Genomic DNA, 15,159 nt, shown 5'->3' with positions numbered 1-15,159 from the left:
CCTGTGCAGTTTATCACCGCGGGCGGCGCGTTATCGGAATGCCAACAACTTGCTGCCATAAAAGTGCTGGAAACCTCGCCGCAAAGAGGGCGTGCATGGCTGAATTGTTGTCGATCATCCTGGCCGCGGGGGAGGGCACCCGCATGCGTTCGGCCACGCCCAAGGTGCTGCACGAGGTCGGCGGCCTGCCGATGGTCTCGCATGTGCTTCGCGCGGCGCTGGCCGCCGGCGCCGGCGAGATGGCCGTGGTCATCGGGCCCGGCCACGACGACATCCGGGCGGCCGTCGCAAGGCAGGCACCGTCGGCGATGGTGTTCGAGCAGGCCGAGCGCCTGGGGACGGCGCATGCGGTGCGCACGGCGCAGGCCGCCTACGCCAACGCATCGGGCAATGTCGTGGTGCTCTACGGCGACACGCCGCTGGTCACGGCGCAGACCGTCGCCGCGGTGACGGCCAGGCTGGACGACGGCGCGGACCTGGTCGTGGTGGGCTTCGAGCCCGAGGACCCCACGGGCTACGGCCGCCTGCTCACCGCCGGCGAGCTACTGCTCGCCGTCCGCGAGCACCGCGACGCGACCGAGGCAGAGCGGGCGGTGCGGCTGTGCAACTCCGGCATCATGGGTTTCAAGGCGGCGACGTTGCGGGCCGTCATCGACCGCATCGGCAACGACAACGCCAAGGGCGAGTACTACCTCACCGACGCGGTGGAACTGGCCAATATCGACGATCTCGCCGTCGCCTTCACCGTCGTCGACCCGCGCGAGGTGATCGGGGCCGATGACCGCGCCAAACTGGCGCTGGCCGAAAGCTACTTCCAGGAGCGCAGGCGCCGCGAGCACATGGCCGCCGGCGTCACCCTGCACGATCCCGGGAGCGTGTATTTTTCCTGGGACACCGAGATCGCCCAGGACGTCGTGATCGAACCCAACGTGGTGTTCCGCCCCGGCGTGCGCGTCGGCGAGGGTGCCGTGATCCACGCCTTCTGCCATCTCGAGGGCGCGCAGGTCGGGCCTGGGGCGACGATCGGGCCGTTCGCCCGGCTGCGCCCCGGCGCCGAACTCGAGGAGGGCGCCAAGGCCGGCAATTTCGTCGAGGTCAAGAACGCCCGCATCGGCCGCGGCGCCAAGGTCAACCACCTGACCTATATCGGCGACGCCGATATAGGTGCGCGCGCCAATATCGGCGCCGGCACCATCACCTGCAACTATGACGGCGTGAACAAGCACCGCACCGTCATCGGCGCCGACAGCTTCATTGGCTCGAACAGCTCGCTGGTGGCGCCGGTCAGCGTGGGCGAGGGCGCCTATGTGGCCTCCGGCAGCGTCATCACGCGCGACGTCGAGCCCGGCGCGCTGGCGCTGGCTCGGGGACGGCAGGAGAACAAGCCCGGCTATGCCGGCAAGCTTAGGGCGCGCGCCGAGGCGGTGAAACGCGCAAGGGCAAAGGAGTAGGGCGAAGATGTGCGGGATCGTCGGCATCATTGGCGTGGAGCCGGTCGCGGGGCGGCTCGTCGACGCCCTCAAGCGCCTCGAATATCGCGGCTATGACAGCGCCGGCGTCGCCACGCTGGAGAACGGGGCGATCATGCGCCGCCGCGCCGAGGGCAAGCTCGGCAACCTTGCCCAGAAGCTGGCCTTCGAGCCGCTCGGCGGCAAGATCGGCATCGGCCACACGCGCTGGGCCACGCACGGCGCCGCCACCGAGCACAATGCCCACCCGCACGCCACCGAGCGCGTCGCGGTCGTGCATAACGGCATCATCGAGAATTTCCGCGAGCTGCTCGCCGACCTCGCCGCCGACGGCTATTTGCCCAAGACGCAGACCGACACCGAATCCGTCGCGCTGTGGGTGACCCGCGAGCTGGACCGCGGCGCCGACCCGGAACTGGCCGTCGCCCGCACGCTCAAGCGCCTGCGCGGCGCCTTTGCCCTCGCCTTCCTGTTCCGCGGCGAAGAGGCGCTGCTGATTGCCGCCCGCAGCGGCGCGCCGCTCGCCGTCGGCTACGGCACGACGGAGATGTATCTGGGCTCGGACGCCATGGCGCTAGCCCCGTTCACCTCGAAGCTGTGCTACCTCAACGACGGCGACTGGGCGGTGTTGACCCCCCGGGGCGTCACCATCCGCGACGGCTCCGACGCCATCGTGCAGCGCGAGACGCTGATTTCCTCGGCCTCCGCCGCCCTGGTCGACAAGGGCAACCACCGCCACTTCATGGCCAAGGAGATCTACGAGCAGCCCGAGACCATTTCCCACACGCTGAGCCACTACGTCGACATGGGGGCGGAGAAGGTGGCGCTGCGCGAGCAGCTGCCCTTCGATTTCGCGGCGCTGAGCCGGCTCACCATCTCGGCCTGCGGCACCGCCTATTATGCCGGCGCCGTGGCCAAGTACTGGTTCGAGAAGTACGCGCGCTTGCCTGTCGACGTCGACGTCGCCTCCGAGTTCCGCTATCGCGAGCCGCCGCTCGAGGCGGGCGGGCTGTCGCTGTTCATCTCGCAGTCCGGCGAGACGGCCGACACGCTGGCGGCGCTGCGCTACTGCGCCGGCCAGGGCCAGTACGTCGCCGCGCTGCTCAATTCCCCCGAATCCACCATGGCGCGCGAGAGCCAGGTCGTCTTCCCGACGCTGTGCGGCCCCGAGATCGGTGTTGCCTCGACCAAGGCGCTCACCGCCCAGCTCACCGCGCTGGCAAGTCTCGCCATCGCCGCCGGCGTCGCCCGCGGCGCGCTGGATGCCGCCGCGGAGGCGGAACTGGTGCGGGCCCTCGTCGCGCTGCCCAGTGCGGTGTCGGCCGCCCTCAATACCGAGGGGCAGATCGCCGACATCGCCAAGCGCCTGTCCAAGGCGAGGGACGTACTCTACCTGGGGCGCGGAACGATGTTCCCCGTGGCCATGGAAGGTGCACTCAAGCTCAAGGAAATCAGTTATATCCATGCCGAAGGTTATGCGGCAGGTGAACTGAAGCATGGCCCCATCGCGCTGGTCGACGAGGCGATGCCGGTGATTGTCGTGGCGCCGTCGGACGAGCTGATGGAGAAGACCCTCTCCAACATGCAGGAGGTGGCGGCGCGGGGCGGCAGGATCATCCTCATCACCGACGAGGAAGGGGCGAAGCGTGCCGGGCAGGGCGTCGACGACGTCATCATCTTGCCGCGGGTGGCCAGCTTCGTGGCGCCGATCCTCGCGACCATCCCCGTGCAGCTGCTGGCCTACCACACGGCGGTGGTCATGGGCACCGACGTCGACCAGCCGCGCAACCTCGCCAAGAGCGTGACGGTGGAATGAACAAGCCGGTTTTCGAGACCGAACCGGACCTCAACGTGCTCGGCGAGCCGCTGCACCCGTGCTCGGCCGACCCGGTCACCGGCTTCTACCGCAACGGGTGCTGCTCCACCGGCCCCGAGGACCAGGGGCGGCACGTCGTCTGTGCGGTGATGACCGAGGCGTTCCTCGCCTTTTCCAAGTCGGTCGGCAACGACCTGACGACGCCGCGTCCGGAATTCAGCTTTCCCGGCCTCAAGGCAGGCGACCGCTGGTGCCTCGTGGCGCTGCGCTGGGCGGAGGCGATGCGGGCCGGCATGGCGCCGCGCGTGGTGTTGGCCGCGACGCACCAGGCGGCATTGCGCGACGTCAAGCTCGAGGACCTGAAGCGCTACGCGGTGGATCTGAGCTAACCCGCCCGGATCAGCGGGATGGCGAGGTCCTTGCGGAACAGATAGAGCAGGATGCGCAGCGCCTCCCCCTCCTTGCCGGTGAGGCCGGGATTGCGGGCCAGTGCGTCCCGGGCGTCGTCATGGGCAAATTCCAGCAGGTGCCGGTGCACGTCGGGCACCGCCAGCCGGTAGCCCGGCATGCCCGACTGGCGCGTCCCCAGCACGTCGCCCTGGCCGCGCAGTTCGAGGTCCTTTTCGGCGATGACGAAGCCGTCCTCGGTGGCCTTGATCGTGTCGAGCCGCGCCTGTGCGGTGGCGCTTAGCGGCCCCTTGTAGAGCAGCAGGCAGGCCGAGCGGGTGGCGCCGCGCCCGACCCGGCCGCGCAACTGGTGCAATTGCGCCAGCCCGAAGCGCTCGGCGTGCTCGATGATCATGATCGAGGCAGCCGGCACGTCGACGCCGACCTCGATGACCGTCGTCGCCACCAGCACCTTGGTTTCGCCGGCGATGAAGCGGTCCATCACCTGCTGCTTCTGGCTGGCACTCAGCCGGCCGTGCACCAGCGCCACCTGGTCCCCGAACGCCTTCTTGAGCTCGGCGAAGCGATCCTCCGCCGAAACCACGTCCAGCGCCTCGCTCTCCTCGACCAGCGGGCACACCCAGAAGGCCTGCGCTCCCTCGGCGATTCGCGCCTGCAGCCGGCCGATGACCCGGGCATACTCGGTGATCGGCAGCACGGCCGTGTCGATCGGCTGCCGGCCGCGCGGCTTCTCCCGGAGCACGCTGACCGCCATGTCGCCGAAATGGGTCAGCACCAGCGTGCGCGGGATGGGGGTCGCCGTCATCACCAGCAGGTCGGTGTGTCGCCCCTTCTCGGAAAGGGCGAGGCGCTGGTGCACGCCGAACCGGTGCTGCTCGTCGACCACGGTGAGGCCCAGATTGCGGAACTCCACTCCCGACTGGAACAGGGCGTGCGTGCCGACCACGACGTGGGTGCGGCCGGCGGCAATCCCCTCGAGGGCGGCGCGCCGCTCCGCCGCGGCCATCTTGCCGGTGAGGAGCACGATGCCCAGCCCGGCGGCGTCGCAGACCGGCTGCAGCGTCCGGTAGTGCTGCGCGGCGAGCAGTTCGGTGGGCGCCATCAGCGACGACTGCGCGCCGCTCTCGGCCATGGCCGCCATGGCCAGCAGCGCCACCGCCGTCTTGCCTGAGCCGACGTCGCCCTGCAGCAGGCGCGACATGCGCTCGGGCGTGGCGAGGTCGTGCCGGATATCGGCGAGGGCCTGGCGCTGACCGTCGGTCAGCGTGAACGGCAGGGCCGCCTCAACGCGTTCGGTGAGGACGCCGGTGAAGCTGCGGGCGATGCCGCGGGCCGCCATCAGCTGCGAACGGACGATCATCAGCGCGAGCTGGCCGGCAAGATACTCGTCATAGGCGAGGCGCATGCGTGCCGGCGCCCACAATTCGGCCTCCTCGGGCGCCTGCGGCGCATGCACGGCGTGCATCGCGTCCCGGAACCCCGGCCACTTGAATCCAGCGCGGCGGTCCGGAGCGATCCACTCCGGCAGTTCGGGCAGGGTGGCGAGCACCTGGCGGGTGAGCCTGGTCAGCGCCTTGGCGTGCAGCCCGTGCGTCAGCGGATAGACCGGCTCGACCAGCGGCAGCGTGGCAAAGGCGTCCGGCTCGACGATGTAGTCGGGGTGGGTGATCTGCTTTTCGCCCTGGAAGAAGCTGATCATGCCGGAGACGTAGCGCTCCTCTCCGACCGGCAGCGCCCGCTCCACCCAGCCGCCCTTGGCGCGGAAGAACACCAGCTGGATGTCGCCCGTCTCGTCGTGGGCGAACACCCGGTGCGGCACCTGCGGCTTGCCAGGCGGCGGCGGCATGTGCCGGTCGACATGCAGCTTCAGCGTGGCCACGTGGTTGTGGTAGGTGCGGGCGACGCCTTCCATGCGCCGGCGGTCGACCACTCCGGTGGGCATGTGCATGAGCACGTCGAGCGCCACCGCATCCTGGCCTTCCGGAGCCCCGAAGAAGCGGGTGAGCAGGGCGCTGAGTTGCGGCCCCACGCCCTTGATGGAGTGCAGCGAGCGGAACAGCGGATCGAGCAGGGCCGGGCGTGGCACGGTGACAGGTCTCCTTGCTGGCGGGCAATGTGCACGTTCGCGGCGCCGGGCACAAAGGTCGGCGGGCGTTCTCCCCACCTGCACGCGCGTCGCGACCCGCCGGTATCCGCCTCATGGGCCAACAAAAACGTGGCATGGGGCGGCGCCGACGCTGGCGCATTGCCGGCCGATTGGCTACACCAGCCCTGAACCCGAAGCTCCAGCCTCGCGGGCCCCCAATGACCGATGTTGCCGACATTCCGCCGGGCGATGGACAACGCACCGATCCCAACGCGCTTCGCGATGCGGAAGGGCACCTGAATTCGCTGTGGATCGACCGCCTGCGGACGCATCTGGCGGCCGGCGAGGACGCCGAAATCGTCGACATGATGGCGCCGCTGCACGTCTCCGACACCGGCGACGTGCTCGAGGCACTCGAAGCCGGCGAGCGCGTGCACCTGGTGACGATGCTGGGTGATCGCTTCGATTACTCGGCGCTAACCGAAGTCGACGACACGATTCGCGCCGACATCCTGCAGGAGCTGTCCAACGAGCAGGTGGCGCGCGGCGTGTCGGCCCTCGACAGCGACGACGCCGTGCAGATCCTCGAGGACATCGACGCGCCGGCCCGCGAGGAAATCCTCGCGCAGATGCCGGCGTTCGAGCGGCTGAGCCTGAAGCGGAGCCTCGACTTTCCCGAGGAATCTGCCGGCCGGCGGATGCAGACCGAGTTCATCGCCATTCCGCCCTTCTGGACGGTCGGCCAGACCATCGACTACCTGCGCAGCGAGCAGGACCTGCCCGACGAATTCTTCCAGATCTACGTGGTCGATCCGAGCTACAGCCTGCTCGGCACGCTGCCGCTCGACAAGTTCCTGCGGGCCCGGCGGCAGGTCCGCATCGAAGACATCATGAACAAGACCCTGTTCGAGGTCGAGGCCGGCGAGGACCAGGAGGAGGCGGCCCGCATGTTCGAGCGCTACGACCTCGTCGAACTGGCCGTGGTCGACGAGAACAAGCGGCTCGTGGGCGTGCTGACCGTCGACGACATGGTCGACGTCATCCACGAGGAGGCGAGCGAGGACATCCGCCTGCTGGCCGGCGTCGGCGACGAGGAACTGTCCGACAACGTATGGAGCGCCGTGCGCAGCCGCTCGAGCTGGCTGGTGGTGAATCTGGTCACCGCCGTCCTCGCCTCCATCGTGATCGGCCTGTTCGACGCCACCATCGAGCAGATGGTGGCGCTCGCCGTGCTCATGCCGATCGTCGCCTCGATGGGCGGCAATGCCGGCACCCAGACCATGACGATCACGGTGCGGGCCCTGGCCCTGCGCGAACTCGATCCGCACCGGATCGGCCGGCTGGTCCTGCGCGAAATGTCGGTGGGGCTGGTCAACGGCGTGCTCTTTGCCCTGCTCATCGGCATCGTCACCGCCGTGCGCTTCAACAATCTCAGCCTCGGCATCGTCATCGGCATGGCGATGATCGTCAACATGGTGGCGGCCGGCACTGCCGGAATTCTCATTCCGCTGGCGCTCAACCGCCTCAAGATCGATCCGGCCATCGCCTCCTCGACCTTCGTCACCGCCATCACCGACGTGATTGGATTCTTTGCCTTTCTCGGCCTGGCGGGGCTGTGGTTCGGGCTGTTCTGAGCGATTTCCACAGGCCGGGCGGACTTATGCACTGTGGCTTTTGCGTCGCTTGCCACGGGGAGTCCCCCCGGCTAACGATTCCCTGCCGGGACGCGTTTGCCCCTTCGCGGGGTCGCACCGGCACCTGAACGGCAACAGAGGAGCATCTATGCGGAACCATCCCAAGGCCGCATGGCGGTCCGCAGTGCCGACGCTGTCATGGACATTGGTGTGTCTCGTGGCGATGTCGCTCGTGTTTTCTGTCGTTGCCGGCGCCTAGGAGCCAGCGCGTACCAAGGCCGGAAGGCCCGGCGACAGCACATGAATTGGAGGGGCGCCGCGGCCACACGGCGCCCTTCTTGTATTGTGGGACGCGCGGGTCTAGGTGAGTGCGCGATGAAGCTCATCTTTGCCAATCGCAACTATTCGAGCTGGTCGCTGCGGGCTTGGCTCGTGCTGCGCCATTTCGACATCCCCTTCGAGGAGGAACTGGTGCTGCTGAGCGGCGACAACTGGCGCGAAAACATCCGCGCCCGTTCGCCGACCGGCAGGGTGCCCGTGTTGGTCGACGGCGATCTCGTCCTGCCCGAGACCACGGCCATCATCGAATATCTTGCCGATTGCTATCCGGACAAGGCCATCTGGCCGGCCGACCGCAAGCTGCGCGCCCGCGCCCGCGCCGCGAGCGCGGAGATGCACGCCGGCTTCCCGGCGCTGCGCAGCGCGGCGCCGATGAATCTGCGCTCGGTGCATGCCGGCAAGGTCGACCTCGACACCATCGCCGATGACCTCGCGCGCGTGGAAGCGCTGTGGGGCGAACTGCTGGACCGTTCCGGCGGCCCCTATCTGTTCGGGGCGTTCACCGCCGCCGATGCAATGTACGCACCGCTGGCCACGCGCCTGCGCACCTATGCGCTGCCGGCTTCCGATACCGCCGAAGCCTATGTCGAGGCGATCTATGCCGTGCCCGCCTTCCAGGAATGGCTGGGCGAGGCGCTGCGCGAGCCATGGATCGTGGAAGACGACGAGATCGACTTCATCCGGCGCCAGGGACCGGCGGGCGGCGGCGCATGATGCACATGATCAAGCTCTGCGTCGGCGTGGCGACGCTGGAGGAACTGGAGAGCTACCGCGAGGAGCGCGCGCACTGGTGGGGGGCCGACTACGGCGAGGACATCCACGTCCACCGCACCCGCATGATGCCCAAGCGCGCCGCCGAGATCGAGGGGCGGGGCTCCATCTACTGGGTGATCTCCGGCGTCATCCGCGCGCGCCAGCCCATCCTGCGGCTCGCCGCCGCCACCGACCGCGAAGGGCGCGGCTGCTGCGACATCATCATGTCGCCCCACATGGTGCGCGTCGTGCCGCGCCCCAAGCGGCCGTTCCAGGGATGGCGCTATCTCACGCCCGAGGATGCGCCGCCCGATCTCGGCCAGGCCGGCTTCGAGGAAGGTGGCTCGCTCGAACTGGCCGAGGAACTGGCGGAACTCGGCCTGCTGTGAGCCAGGGGCCGCGGGCAGGGACCCTGGCGGCAAATCTGCCTCTTGATGGACCGCCCCGATGCGATCATGCTTCCGCCAGGCGGGGCCGAATCCCCTGCCGTCGTCTCGACCCCGGCCAGGGGGCTAGGAGCATTGTGTGATGAACCGGACGGGGACGCACGTCATTGTCGTGGGCAATGAGAAGGGCGGCTCGGGCAAGTCCACCACCGCGTTCCACCTTGCCATTTACCTGCTTTATCGCGGCTTTCGCGTCGCCTCGATCGATTGCGACAGCCGCCAGCAGACCTTCACCCAGTATGTCCGCAACCGGCGCAACTGGGCGCAGGCGCACGATCTCAGGCTTCCCCACACCACCCACTACCACCTGCCGCTGACGCGCTCCGATTCCATCCGGGAGAACCAGAAGCTCGAGTTCGACCTGTTCCGCCAGGCCATCATCGAGATCGAGGGGCAGGCCGATTTCCTCGTCGTCGACACGCCGGGCTTCGACACCCACCTGACTCGCCTCGCCCATTCGCTGGCCGACACGCTGATCACGCCCCTCAACGACAGCGTCATCGACCTCGACGTCATGGCGCATGTCGATCCCGTCACCGGCGACCCGCGCGAGATGAGCCACTACGCCCGCCTCGTGCAGCGGGCCCGCACCGAGCGGCTGGCCATCGACGGGCGCACCATCGACTGGGTGCTGGTGCGCAACCGCATCTCCATGCTGTCCTCGCGCAGCATGCGGCTGGTGCAGTCGGCGCTGGAAAAGATCGCCGTCCGCCTCGGCTGCCGGGTCGCCGAGGGCATCGCCGAGCGCGTCGTCTTCCGCTCGCTCTTTCCCATGGGGCTGACCGTGTTCGACCCGCTCGACGAGGCGCTGCTCGGCGGCGCGCCGTCGGCCTCGCACCTCAGCGCCCGGCAGGAATACCACCAGTTGCTCGAGGCCCTCAAACTGCCGTCGAGCGACCTGGCCGAAGCCCGACTCGCCGCCCGCGCGGCCCTCGCGGCGACGGCCAACCGCGCGCCGCGCTTCGACCACATGGCGATCCCCGCCGATTAGCCGGCGCCTCCCCGGAACGGCCGGAAACGCCTCGGCCTGGCAGGGCCCGGGGCCTGCACGGAGGGCCTCGATTCTTGCCTATGGTCGTGCTGGACCGAGGTTGCGGAAAGCGGTATGCCCCCCCGGGGGAGATATCCATGACCATCATTACACGCCGCCGCCCGCTGTCCCTGCTTCGTGCTTTCCTGGACGGCGAGGCTTCTGGCGGGATCGCGCTGATGACGGCGGCAGCGCTGGCAATGCTTGTCGCCAACTCGCCGCTCGCCGGCGCCTATTTCGAGGCGCTGCACGTCCAGCTCGGCCCGCTGCCGATCTCGCACTGGATCAACGACGCGCTGATGGCGGTGTTCTTCGTGCTGGTGGGGCTGGAGATCAAGCGCGAGATGCTCGACGGGCAGCTCGCCACCTGGCCGCGCCGACTGCTGCCGGGGATCGCCGCGGCCGGTGGCATGGCGGTGCCGGCCCTCATCTACACCGCGTTCAACTCCGGCGATCCCGAGGCGATCCGCGGCTGGGGCATCCCCACGGCCACCGACATCGCCTTTGCCCTCGGCGTGCTGTCGCTGGTGGGCAGCCGCGTGCCCGCCTCGCTCAAGATTTTCCTCGCCGCGCTTGCCATCATCGACGATCTCGGCGCCGTGCTGATCATCGCGCTGTTCTACAATACCGGGCTGTCGCTGCCCGACCTGGCCATGGCCGCGGCCGTGCTCGCCCTCCTCGTCATCCTCAATCGCAGCGGCGTCATCCGGCTCCTGCCGTATCTGGTCCTCGGCGTGGTGCTGTGGGTCCTCGTCTACCGCTCCGGCATCCATGCCACGCTCGCCGGCGTGGCGCTGGCCCTGACCATTCCGCTGCGGCGTCGGCCCGGCGGCGCCGACGACACGCGGGCGAGCCCGCTGCACCGGCTGGAGCACGCGCTGATCATCGTGGTGCCGTTCGTGATCGTGCCGCTGTTCGGCTTCGCCAATGCCGGGGTCTCGCTCGCCGGGGTAGGGGTGGAGCGGCTGTTCGACAGCATCACCTTGGGCGTCGCCTTCGGCCTCGTCGCCGGCAAGTTCATCGGCGTGCTGGGCACGGTGGCGATCGTTGTCCGCCTCGGCTGGGCGGAACTGCCGGCGCAGGCCTCGTGGGCGCAGATGGCCGGCGTGGCCATGCTGTGCGGTATCGGTTTCACGATGAGCCTGTTCATCGGCCTGCTGGCCTTCGACGGGTTGCCGCTGCTCCAGGACGAGGTCAAGGTCGGCATCCTGCTCGGCTCGTTCGTGGCCGCATGCCTGGGGACGATCGTCCTGCTCAACAGTTCGCGCGCCACGGCTGGCGCCGGGGCTCCGGTCGAGCAGGGCTGACCTTTACGGGGCCGCGGCGGCGCCGGACGCGCCGCTCAGCCCGGCAGGTGCAGCCGCACGGCCCGGCCGCCCCCGGGTGCAAACACGTCGACTTCGATGCGGGCCGGGGGCAGGGCCATGCGCCGGGTGCGGGCCGACAGGGCCAGCACCGCGCCCAGCAGGTCGGCCACCCGGTACCCCGCGGCGGGGCGCGGCTGCAGCCGCCCGGCGATGGCGGAGATGGTGCGCCGATACGCCAGCGGCTCCGGCGTCGACAGGCGCGACTGCCCGACGAAGCGGGCCAGTGCGGTGAGGCTGGACGTGTCGCTCATTTGGGCTACTCCGAACACTTGCCACAAACTCGCTTCCCTGTTGGCTTCCCTTTTCGATGCTCAGCTTTGCATCGCGAGGCAGCTCATCTTGGCTTGCTTGAGTTGCTTGCAGACCGCGGTCGCGTCGTCCCGACCGCCGAAGCCGGTAAACCGCGCCCTGAAGAATACCTGGCCATTCTTTTCAAATCGTTCCACGTAGGGCCGCAGGTCGTCGAGGCCGCCGACGAGATCCCGCGCACCCGCCAGCAGCGAGTTGGCCCCGCTTTCGGTGGGCGCTGCCCCGATCTGCACGACCCAGCCCGGCGCCGCCGGCTCGGCGGCGGGCGCGGGTGTTTCCACCGCGGCGACCTGGAGCGGTGCAGGGGCCGGTTGGTCGGGGACCGCGGCCGGCTGGGCGTTGCCGGAGCCGCCGCTGGTCATCAGGTCGATGGGCTCGCCGCTTTCGCCGATGCCGACGGGCGGCAGCAGCGGTGCCGACGGCGCGGTCTGGCCGAGCGGCGCCGGCGCCGCTCCCAGCGAGAAGGTCTCGCTCAGCCACGCGCCGATGACGTCGAGCGGCCGGTCCTGCGCTGCCGCCTGGCTGGCACTGGCGCCCCCGAGCATGTTGGCGGCCTGCACGGCGGGGTCGAAGCCGAGATCGGCGGGACGCGGCGCCGGCGTCGGCATGCTGGCAACGATCACCGGGTTCTCGAGTTGCGCTTGCACCGCGGCAGGATCGGGGGCCTGGGCCACGCGCGCCGCGGCGACAGTGGCGGCTGGAGCCACCGCGTTGCGGAAAGCGGGATAGGGGCGGGGAACGACGGGGTCGGCCACCGCCACCTGCACGACGGCGCCCTTGCGCCCGGGCACCGGGATCATGGCGGTGTCGAGATAGCTGCCCTTGCGGCTCTGGGGGAAATACTTCTTGACCAGTTCGCGCACCTTGGCATCGCGCGAGCCGCTCTTGTCGAAGCCGAAGCCGACAACGACGATGTGCTGGTCGGCGTCGCGCGCGGCCGTCAGCAGGTTGAAGCCGGACGCGCGGGTATAGCCGGTCTTGATGCCGTCGACATGGTTCGACCCCAGCAGCCGGTTATGGTTGCCGTAGGTGCGCTTGCCGTAGGAAAAGCTCTTGGTCTGGAAGTATTCGTAATACTTGGGGAAGTGCTGGTAGATGGCGACGCCGAGGATGGCCTGGTCGCGCACCGTGGTGACCTGCTTGCTGTCGGGCAGGCCGGAGGCGTTGCGGTAGGTCGTGCGCGACATGCCGAGGGCCTTGGCGGTGGCGGTCATGCGCTTGGCGAATTCGCTCTCGGTACCGGAAATGTGCTCGGCGATGACGCGTGCCATGTCGTTGGCCGAAAGCGTCACCAGCGCCTTGATGGCGTCCTCCACCTTGATCTTGCTGCCGGCTGGAAGCCCGAGCTTGGTGGGGACGGCCGCCGCGGCGTGCCTGGAGACAACCATCTTGTCCGAGAGCTTGATGTTGCCGGCCGCCAGTTCCTGGAACAGCACGTACAACGTCATCACCTTGGTGACGGAGGCGGGATAGCGGGCCGCATCGGCGGCGCTCTCGTAGAGGACCTTGCCCGATTTGGCGTCGACGACGATGCCGGCATATTTCCTGGGGACGGAAGATGCTGCGGCCGTCGAGGGAACCAGCACCACGAGTGCCAGCATGACGGCCATGACGATACGCGCCGTGGACCAGCGCGCCAGCGCCGAAATTGCTTGGGAAACCACCCCGTACTCCAACTCGTTTCGGGCGTTGACTCGCCCGTACGCTACGCCTACTGCGGCCGGTTCGAGGGTCCCCCAAGACAACCTCACACCCGTGCCCATGATGGTGGAGGAACTCTATCCGGCGCCCCGTTACAATTTCGTAAAATGCGATGGTTTTAGGGCGGTTACCGCCGGGCGTCGAAAGGCCGCCCGACCCGCGCGAAAGATTGACTGCCATATCCCCTTAACACCGCCGGGGTTTTGCCTACATAATGACCGCAAATGCTGCGTCGTCCACGTTCGAAACCCGGTCATGAGTACGATCCACGCGAATACGGAAATCAGGCGTTCCCGCCGCCTGACGGCGGGGGACAACGACAAGGATCGCGGCGATAGCGGGTCCAAGTCGGAAACCGGGACGATCACCCGGGCCAAGCCGAAAACCAAGCGCCCGAGCCTGTACCGGGTGCTGCTTCTGAACGACGACTACACGCCGATGGAGTTCGTCGTCCTCGTCCTGCAGGACGTCTTCAACAAGACCCGCGAAGACGCCATGCGCATCATGCTGCACGTCCACAATCAGGGGGTAGGGGAGTGCGGCGTCTATCCATTCGAGGTGGCCGAAACCAAGGTCACGCGCGTGATGGACACGGCACGCAAGAACCAGCACCCGCTGCAATGCGTGATGGAAAAGCAATAGGAACCTCACATGCCCTCATTCTCGCGCGGACTCGAAAAGGCCCTCCACCAGGCGATGAACCTCGCCCGCGAGCGTGCGCACGAGTTCGCCACGCTGGAACACCTGTTGCTGGCGCTGACCGACGATCGTGACACCATCTCGGTGCTGAACGGCTGCGACGTCGACATCGAAGCGCTCAAGGGCGATCTCGAGGACTTCATCAACGAGGAACTCGACAGCCTCGTCGTGCCCAATGGCCAGGACGCGCGGCCGACGGCCGCCTTCCAGCGCGTGATCCAGCGCGCCGTCATCCACGTGCAGTCGTCGGGCAAGGAGGAGGTCACCGGCGCCAACGTGCTCGTCGCCATCTTCGCCGAGCGCGAGAGCCACGCCGCCTACTTCCTTGAGCAGCAGGACATGAGCCGGCTGGACGCGGTGAACTTCATCTCCCACGGCATCACCAAGTCCGGGCCGAACGAGGAGCGCCGCATCCGTGGCGCCGAGAATTCCGGCGGAGCCGGGCAGGACGAGACCGAGCGCTCGGGCGGGCAGAGTTCGGCCCTCGCCGATTTCTGCATCAACCTCAACGAGAAGGCCCGCGCCGGCAAGATCGACCCGCTGATCGGCCGCGATGCCGAACTGCGCCGCACTATCCAGGTGCTGTGCCGCCGTTCCAAGAACAACCCGATCTATGTCGGCGACGCCGGCGTCGGCAAGACCGCCATCGCCGAGGGCCTGGCCCGCAAGATCGTCGAAGGCGAGGTGCCGGAGGTGCTGCGCAACGCCACCATCTTCGCGCTCGACATGGGCTCGCTGCTGGCCGGCACGCGCTATCGCGGCGACTTCGAGGAACGCCTCAAGGCGGTGATGAAGGAGCTCGAGAAGCACCCCGACGCCATCCTGTTCATCGACGAGATCCACACCGTGATCGGCGCCGGCGCCACCTCGGGCGGCGCCCTCGACGCCTCGAACCTGCTCAAGCCGGCACTGGCGTCGGGCGGCATGCGCTGCATCGGATCAACGACCTACAAGGAATATCGCCAGTTCTTCGAGAAGGACCGTGCGCTGGTGCGGCGCTTCCAGAAGATCGACGTCTCCGAGCCGACCATCCCGGACGCCATCGAGATCGTCAAAGGCCTGCGCCCGTATTTCGAGGACTACCACAAGCTCAAGTACACCG

At 68.3% G+C, this 15,159-nt stretch carries 13 protein-coding genes; 10 read left to right on the top strand and 3 right to left on the bottom strand.

Features of this window, described 5'->3' with window-relative positions; translation table 11 throughout:
• Positions 1–95: 95 nt before the first annotated feature.
• From glmU to VGD93_RS12330, 3 genes are read left to right on the top strand one after another with little or no spacing between them, the layout of a single operon-like run.
• Complete coding sequence (gene glmU, locus VGD93_RS12340; protein WP_395012467.1) at positions 96–1,451, top strand: bifunctional UDP-N-acetylglucosamine diphosphorylase/glucosamine-1-phosphate N-acetyltransferase GlmU; 1,356 nt, start codon at positions 96–98, stop codon at positions 1,449–1,451.
• A gap of 7 nt (positions 1,452–1,458) precedes the next feature.
• Positions 1,459–3,285, top strand: a complete 1,827-nt coding sequence (gene glmS, locus VGD93_RS12335; RefSeq protein WP_395012465.1) for a glutamine--fructose-6-phosphate transaminase (isomerizing) — start codon at positions 1,459–1,461, stop codon at positions 3,283–3,285.
• Positions 3,282–3,674, top strand: coding sequence for a DUF2237 family protein (locus VGD93_RS12330; RefSeq protein ID WP_395012464.1), 393 nt, complete (start codon positions 3,282–3,284; stop codon positions 3,672–3,674). The genes glmS and VGD93_RS12330 overlap by 4 nt, the downstream gene beginning before the upstream one ends.
• Here VGD93_RS12330 and recG read toward each other — a convergent pair.
• Positions 3,671–5,779, bottom strand: coding sequence for an ATP-dependent DNA helicase RecG (recG, locus tag VGD93_RS12325; protein WP_395012462.1), 2,109 nt, complete (start codon positions 5,777–5,779; stop codon positions 3,671–3,673). The two genes, VGD93_RS12330 and recG, sit on opposite strands and share 4 nt — an antisense overlap.
• Positions 5,780–5,997: 218 nt before the next feature.
• Between recG and mgtE the strand changes: the two genes are divergently transcribed.
• The 5 genes from mgtE to nhaA all read left to right on the top strand — a co-directional run bounded on the left by mgtE (position 5,998) and on the right by nhaA (position 11,288).
• A complete protein-coding gene (gene mgtE, locus VGD93_RS12320) occupies positions 5,998–7,413 on the top strand; it encodes a magnesium transporter (RefSeq protein WP_395012461.1) in 1,416 nt (471 codons plus the stop codon).
• Positions 7,414–7,788: 375 nt separating this feature from the next.
• Positions 7,789–8,466, top strand: coding sequence for a glutathione S-transferase N-terminal domain-containing protein (locus VGD93_RS12315; protein WP_395012459.1), 678 nt, complete (start codon positions 7,789–7,791; stop codon positions 8,464–8,466).
• Positions 8,463–8,894 (top strand): DUF1489 family protein, encoded by a 432-nt coding sequence (locus VGD93_RS12310; protein ID WP_395012457.1) that lies wholly within the window; start codon positions 8,463–8,465, stop codon positions 8,892–8,894. The genes VGD93_RS12315 and VGD93_RS12310 overlap by 4 nt, the downstream gene beginning before the upstream one ends.
• Before the next feature lie 139 nt (positions 8,895–9,033).
• Entirely contained in the window at positions 9,034–9,942 is a 909-nt protein-coding gene (locus tag VGD93_RS12305) for a division plane positioning ATPase MipZ (RefSeq protein ID WP_395012455.1), read from the top strand.
• Between the two features lie 137 nt (positions 9,943–10,079).
• On the top strand, positions 10,080–11,288 hold the full coding sequence (gene nhaA, locus VGD93_RS12300) for a Na+/H+ antiporter NhaA (RefSeq protein WP_395012453.1): 1,209 nt from the start codon (positions 10,080–10,082) through the stop codon (positions 11,286–11,288).
• A 35-nt stretch (positions 11,289–11,323) separates the two neighbouring features.
• Here nhaA and VGD93_RS12295 read toward each other — a convergent pair whose 3' ends face one another.
• Both VGD93_RS12295 and VGD93_RS12290 read right to left on the bottom strand, forming a co-directional pair.
• Positions 11,324–11,599, bottom strand: a complete 276-nt coding sequence (locus tag VGD93_RS12295; protein WP_395012451.1) for a hypothetical protein — start codon at positions 11,597–11,599, stop codon at positions 11,324–11,326.
• Positions 11,600–11,659: 60 nt separating this feature from the next.
• Positions 11,660–13,321, bottom strand: a complete 1,662-nt coding sequence (locus VGD93_RS12290) for a serine hydrolase (protein ID WP_395012449.1) — start codon at positions 13,319–13,321, stop codon at positions 11,660–11,662.
• 292 nt (positions 13,322–13,613) lie between these two features.
• On the opposite strand from VGD93_RS12290, the gene clpS reads away from it, so the two are divergent.
• Together clpS and VGD93_RS12280 are read left to right on the top strand one after the other, a co-directional pair.
• Positions 13,614–14,000 (top strand): ATP-dependent Clp protease adapter ClpS, encoded by a 387-nt coding sequence (clpS, locus tag VGD93_RS12285; RefSeq protein ID WP_395012447.1) that lies wholly within the window; start codon positions 13,614–13,616, stop codon positions 13,998–14,000.
• Positions 14,001–14,009: 9 nt separating this feature from the next.
• Positions 14,010–15,159, top strand: a 1,150-nt coding sequence (locus tag VGD93_RS12280; protein ID WP_395012445.1) for an AAA family ATPase, incomplete at its 3' end; no start/stop codon positions are given.

Source organism: Devosia sp. (genome assembly GCF_036406155.1).
GTDB lineage: Bacteria > Pseudomonadota > Alphaproteobacteria > Rhizobiales > Devosiaceae > Devosia_A.
Note: the sequence above shows the minus strand (reverse complement) of the source record. Positions and strands in the feature narration are given on the sequence as shown.

Bases quoted from the DNA above. Each gene is read 5' to 3' on its own strand.
- VGD93_RS12310 (WP_395012457.1), top strand. From the start codon at position 8,463: ATGATGCACATGATCAAGCTCTGCGTCGGCGTGGCGACGCTGGAGGAA.
- clpS (WP_395012447.1), top strand. From the start codon at position 13,614: ATGAGTACGATCCACGCGAATACGGAAATCAGGCGTTCCCGCCGCCTG.
- VGD93_RS12305 (WP_395012455.1), top strand. From the start codon at position 9,034: ATGAACCGGACGGGGACGCACGTCATTGTCGTGGGCAATGAGAAGGGC.
- VGD93_RS12295 (WP_395012451.1), bottom strand. From the start codon at position 11,599: ATGAGCGACACGTCCAGCCTCACCGCACTGGCCCGCTTCGTCGGGCAG.
- glmU (WP_395012467.1), top strand. From the start codon at position 96: ATGGCTGAATTGTTGTCGATCATCCTGGCCGCGGGGGAGGGCACCCGC.
- nhaA (WP_395012453.1), top strand. From the start codon at position 10,080: ATGACCATCATTACACGCCGCCGCCCGCTGTCCCTGCTTCGTGCTTTC.
- glmS (WP_395012465.1), top strand. From the start codon at position 1,459: ATGTGCGGGATCGTCGGCATCATTGGCGTGGAGCCGGTCGCGGGGCGG.
- VGD93_RS12330 (WP_395012464.1), top strand. From the start codon at position 3,282: ATGAACAAGCCGGTTTTCGAGACCGAACCGGACCTCAACGTGCTCGGC.
- VGD93_RS12315 (WP_395012459.1), top strand. From the start codon at position 7,789: ATGAAGCTCATCTTTGCCAATCGCAACTATTCGAGCTGGTCGCTGCGG.
- mgtE (WP_395012461.1), top strand. From the start codon at position 5,998: ATGACCGATGTTGCCGACATTCCGCCGGGCGATGGACAACGCACCGAT.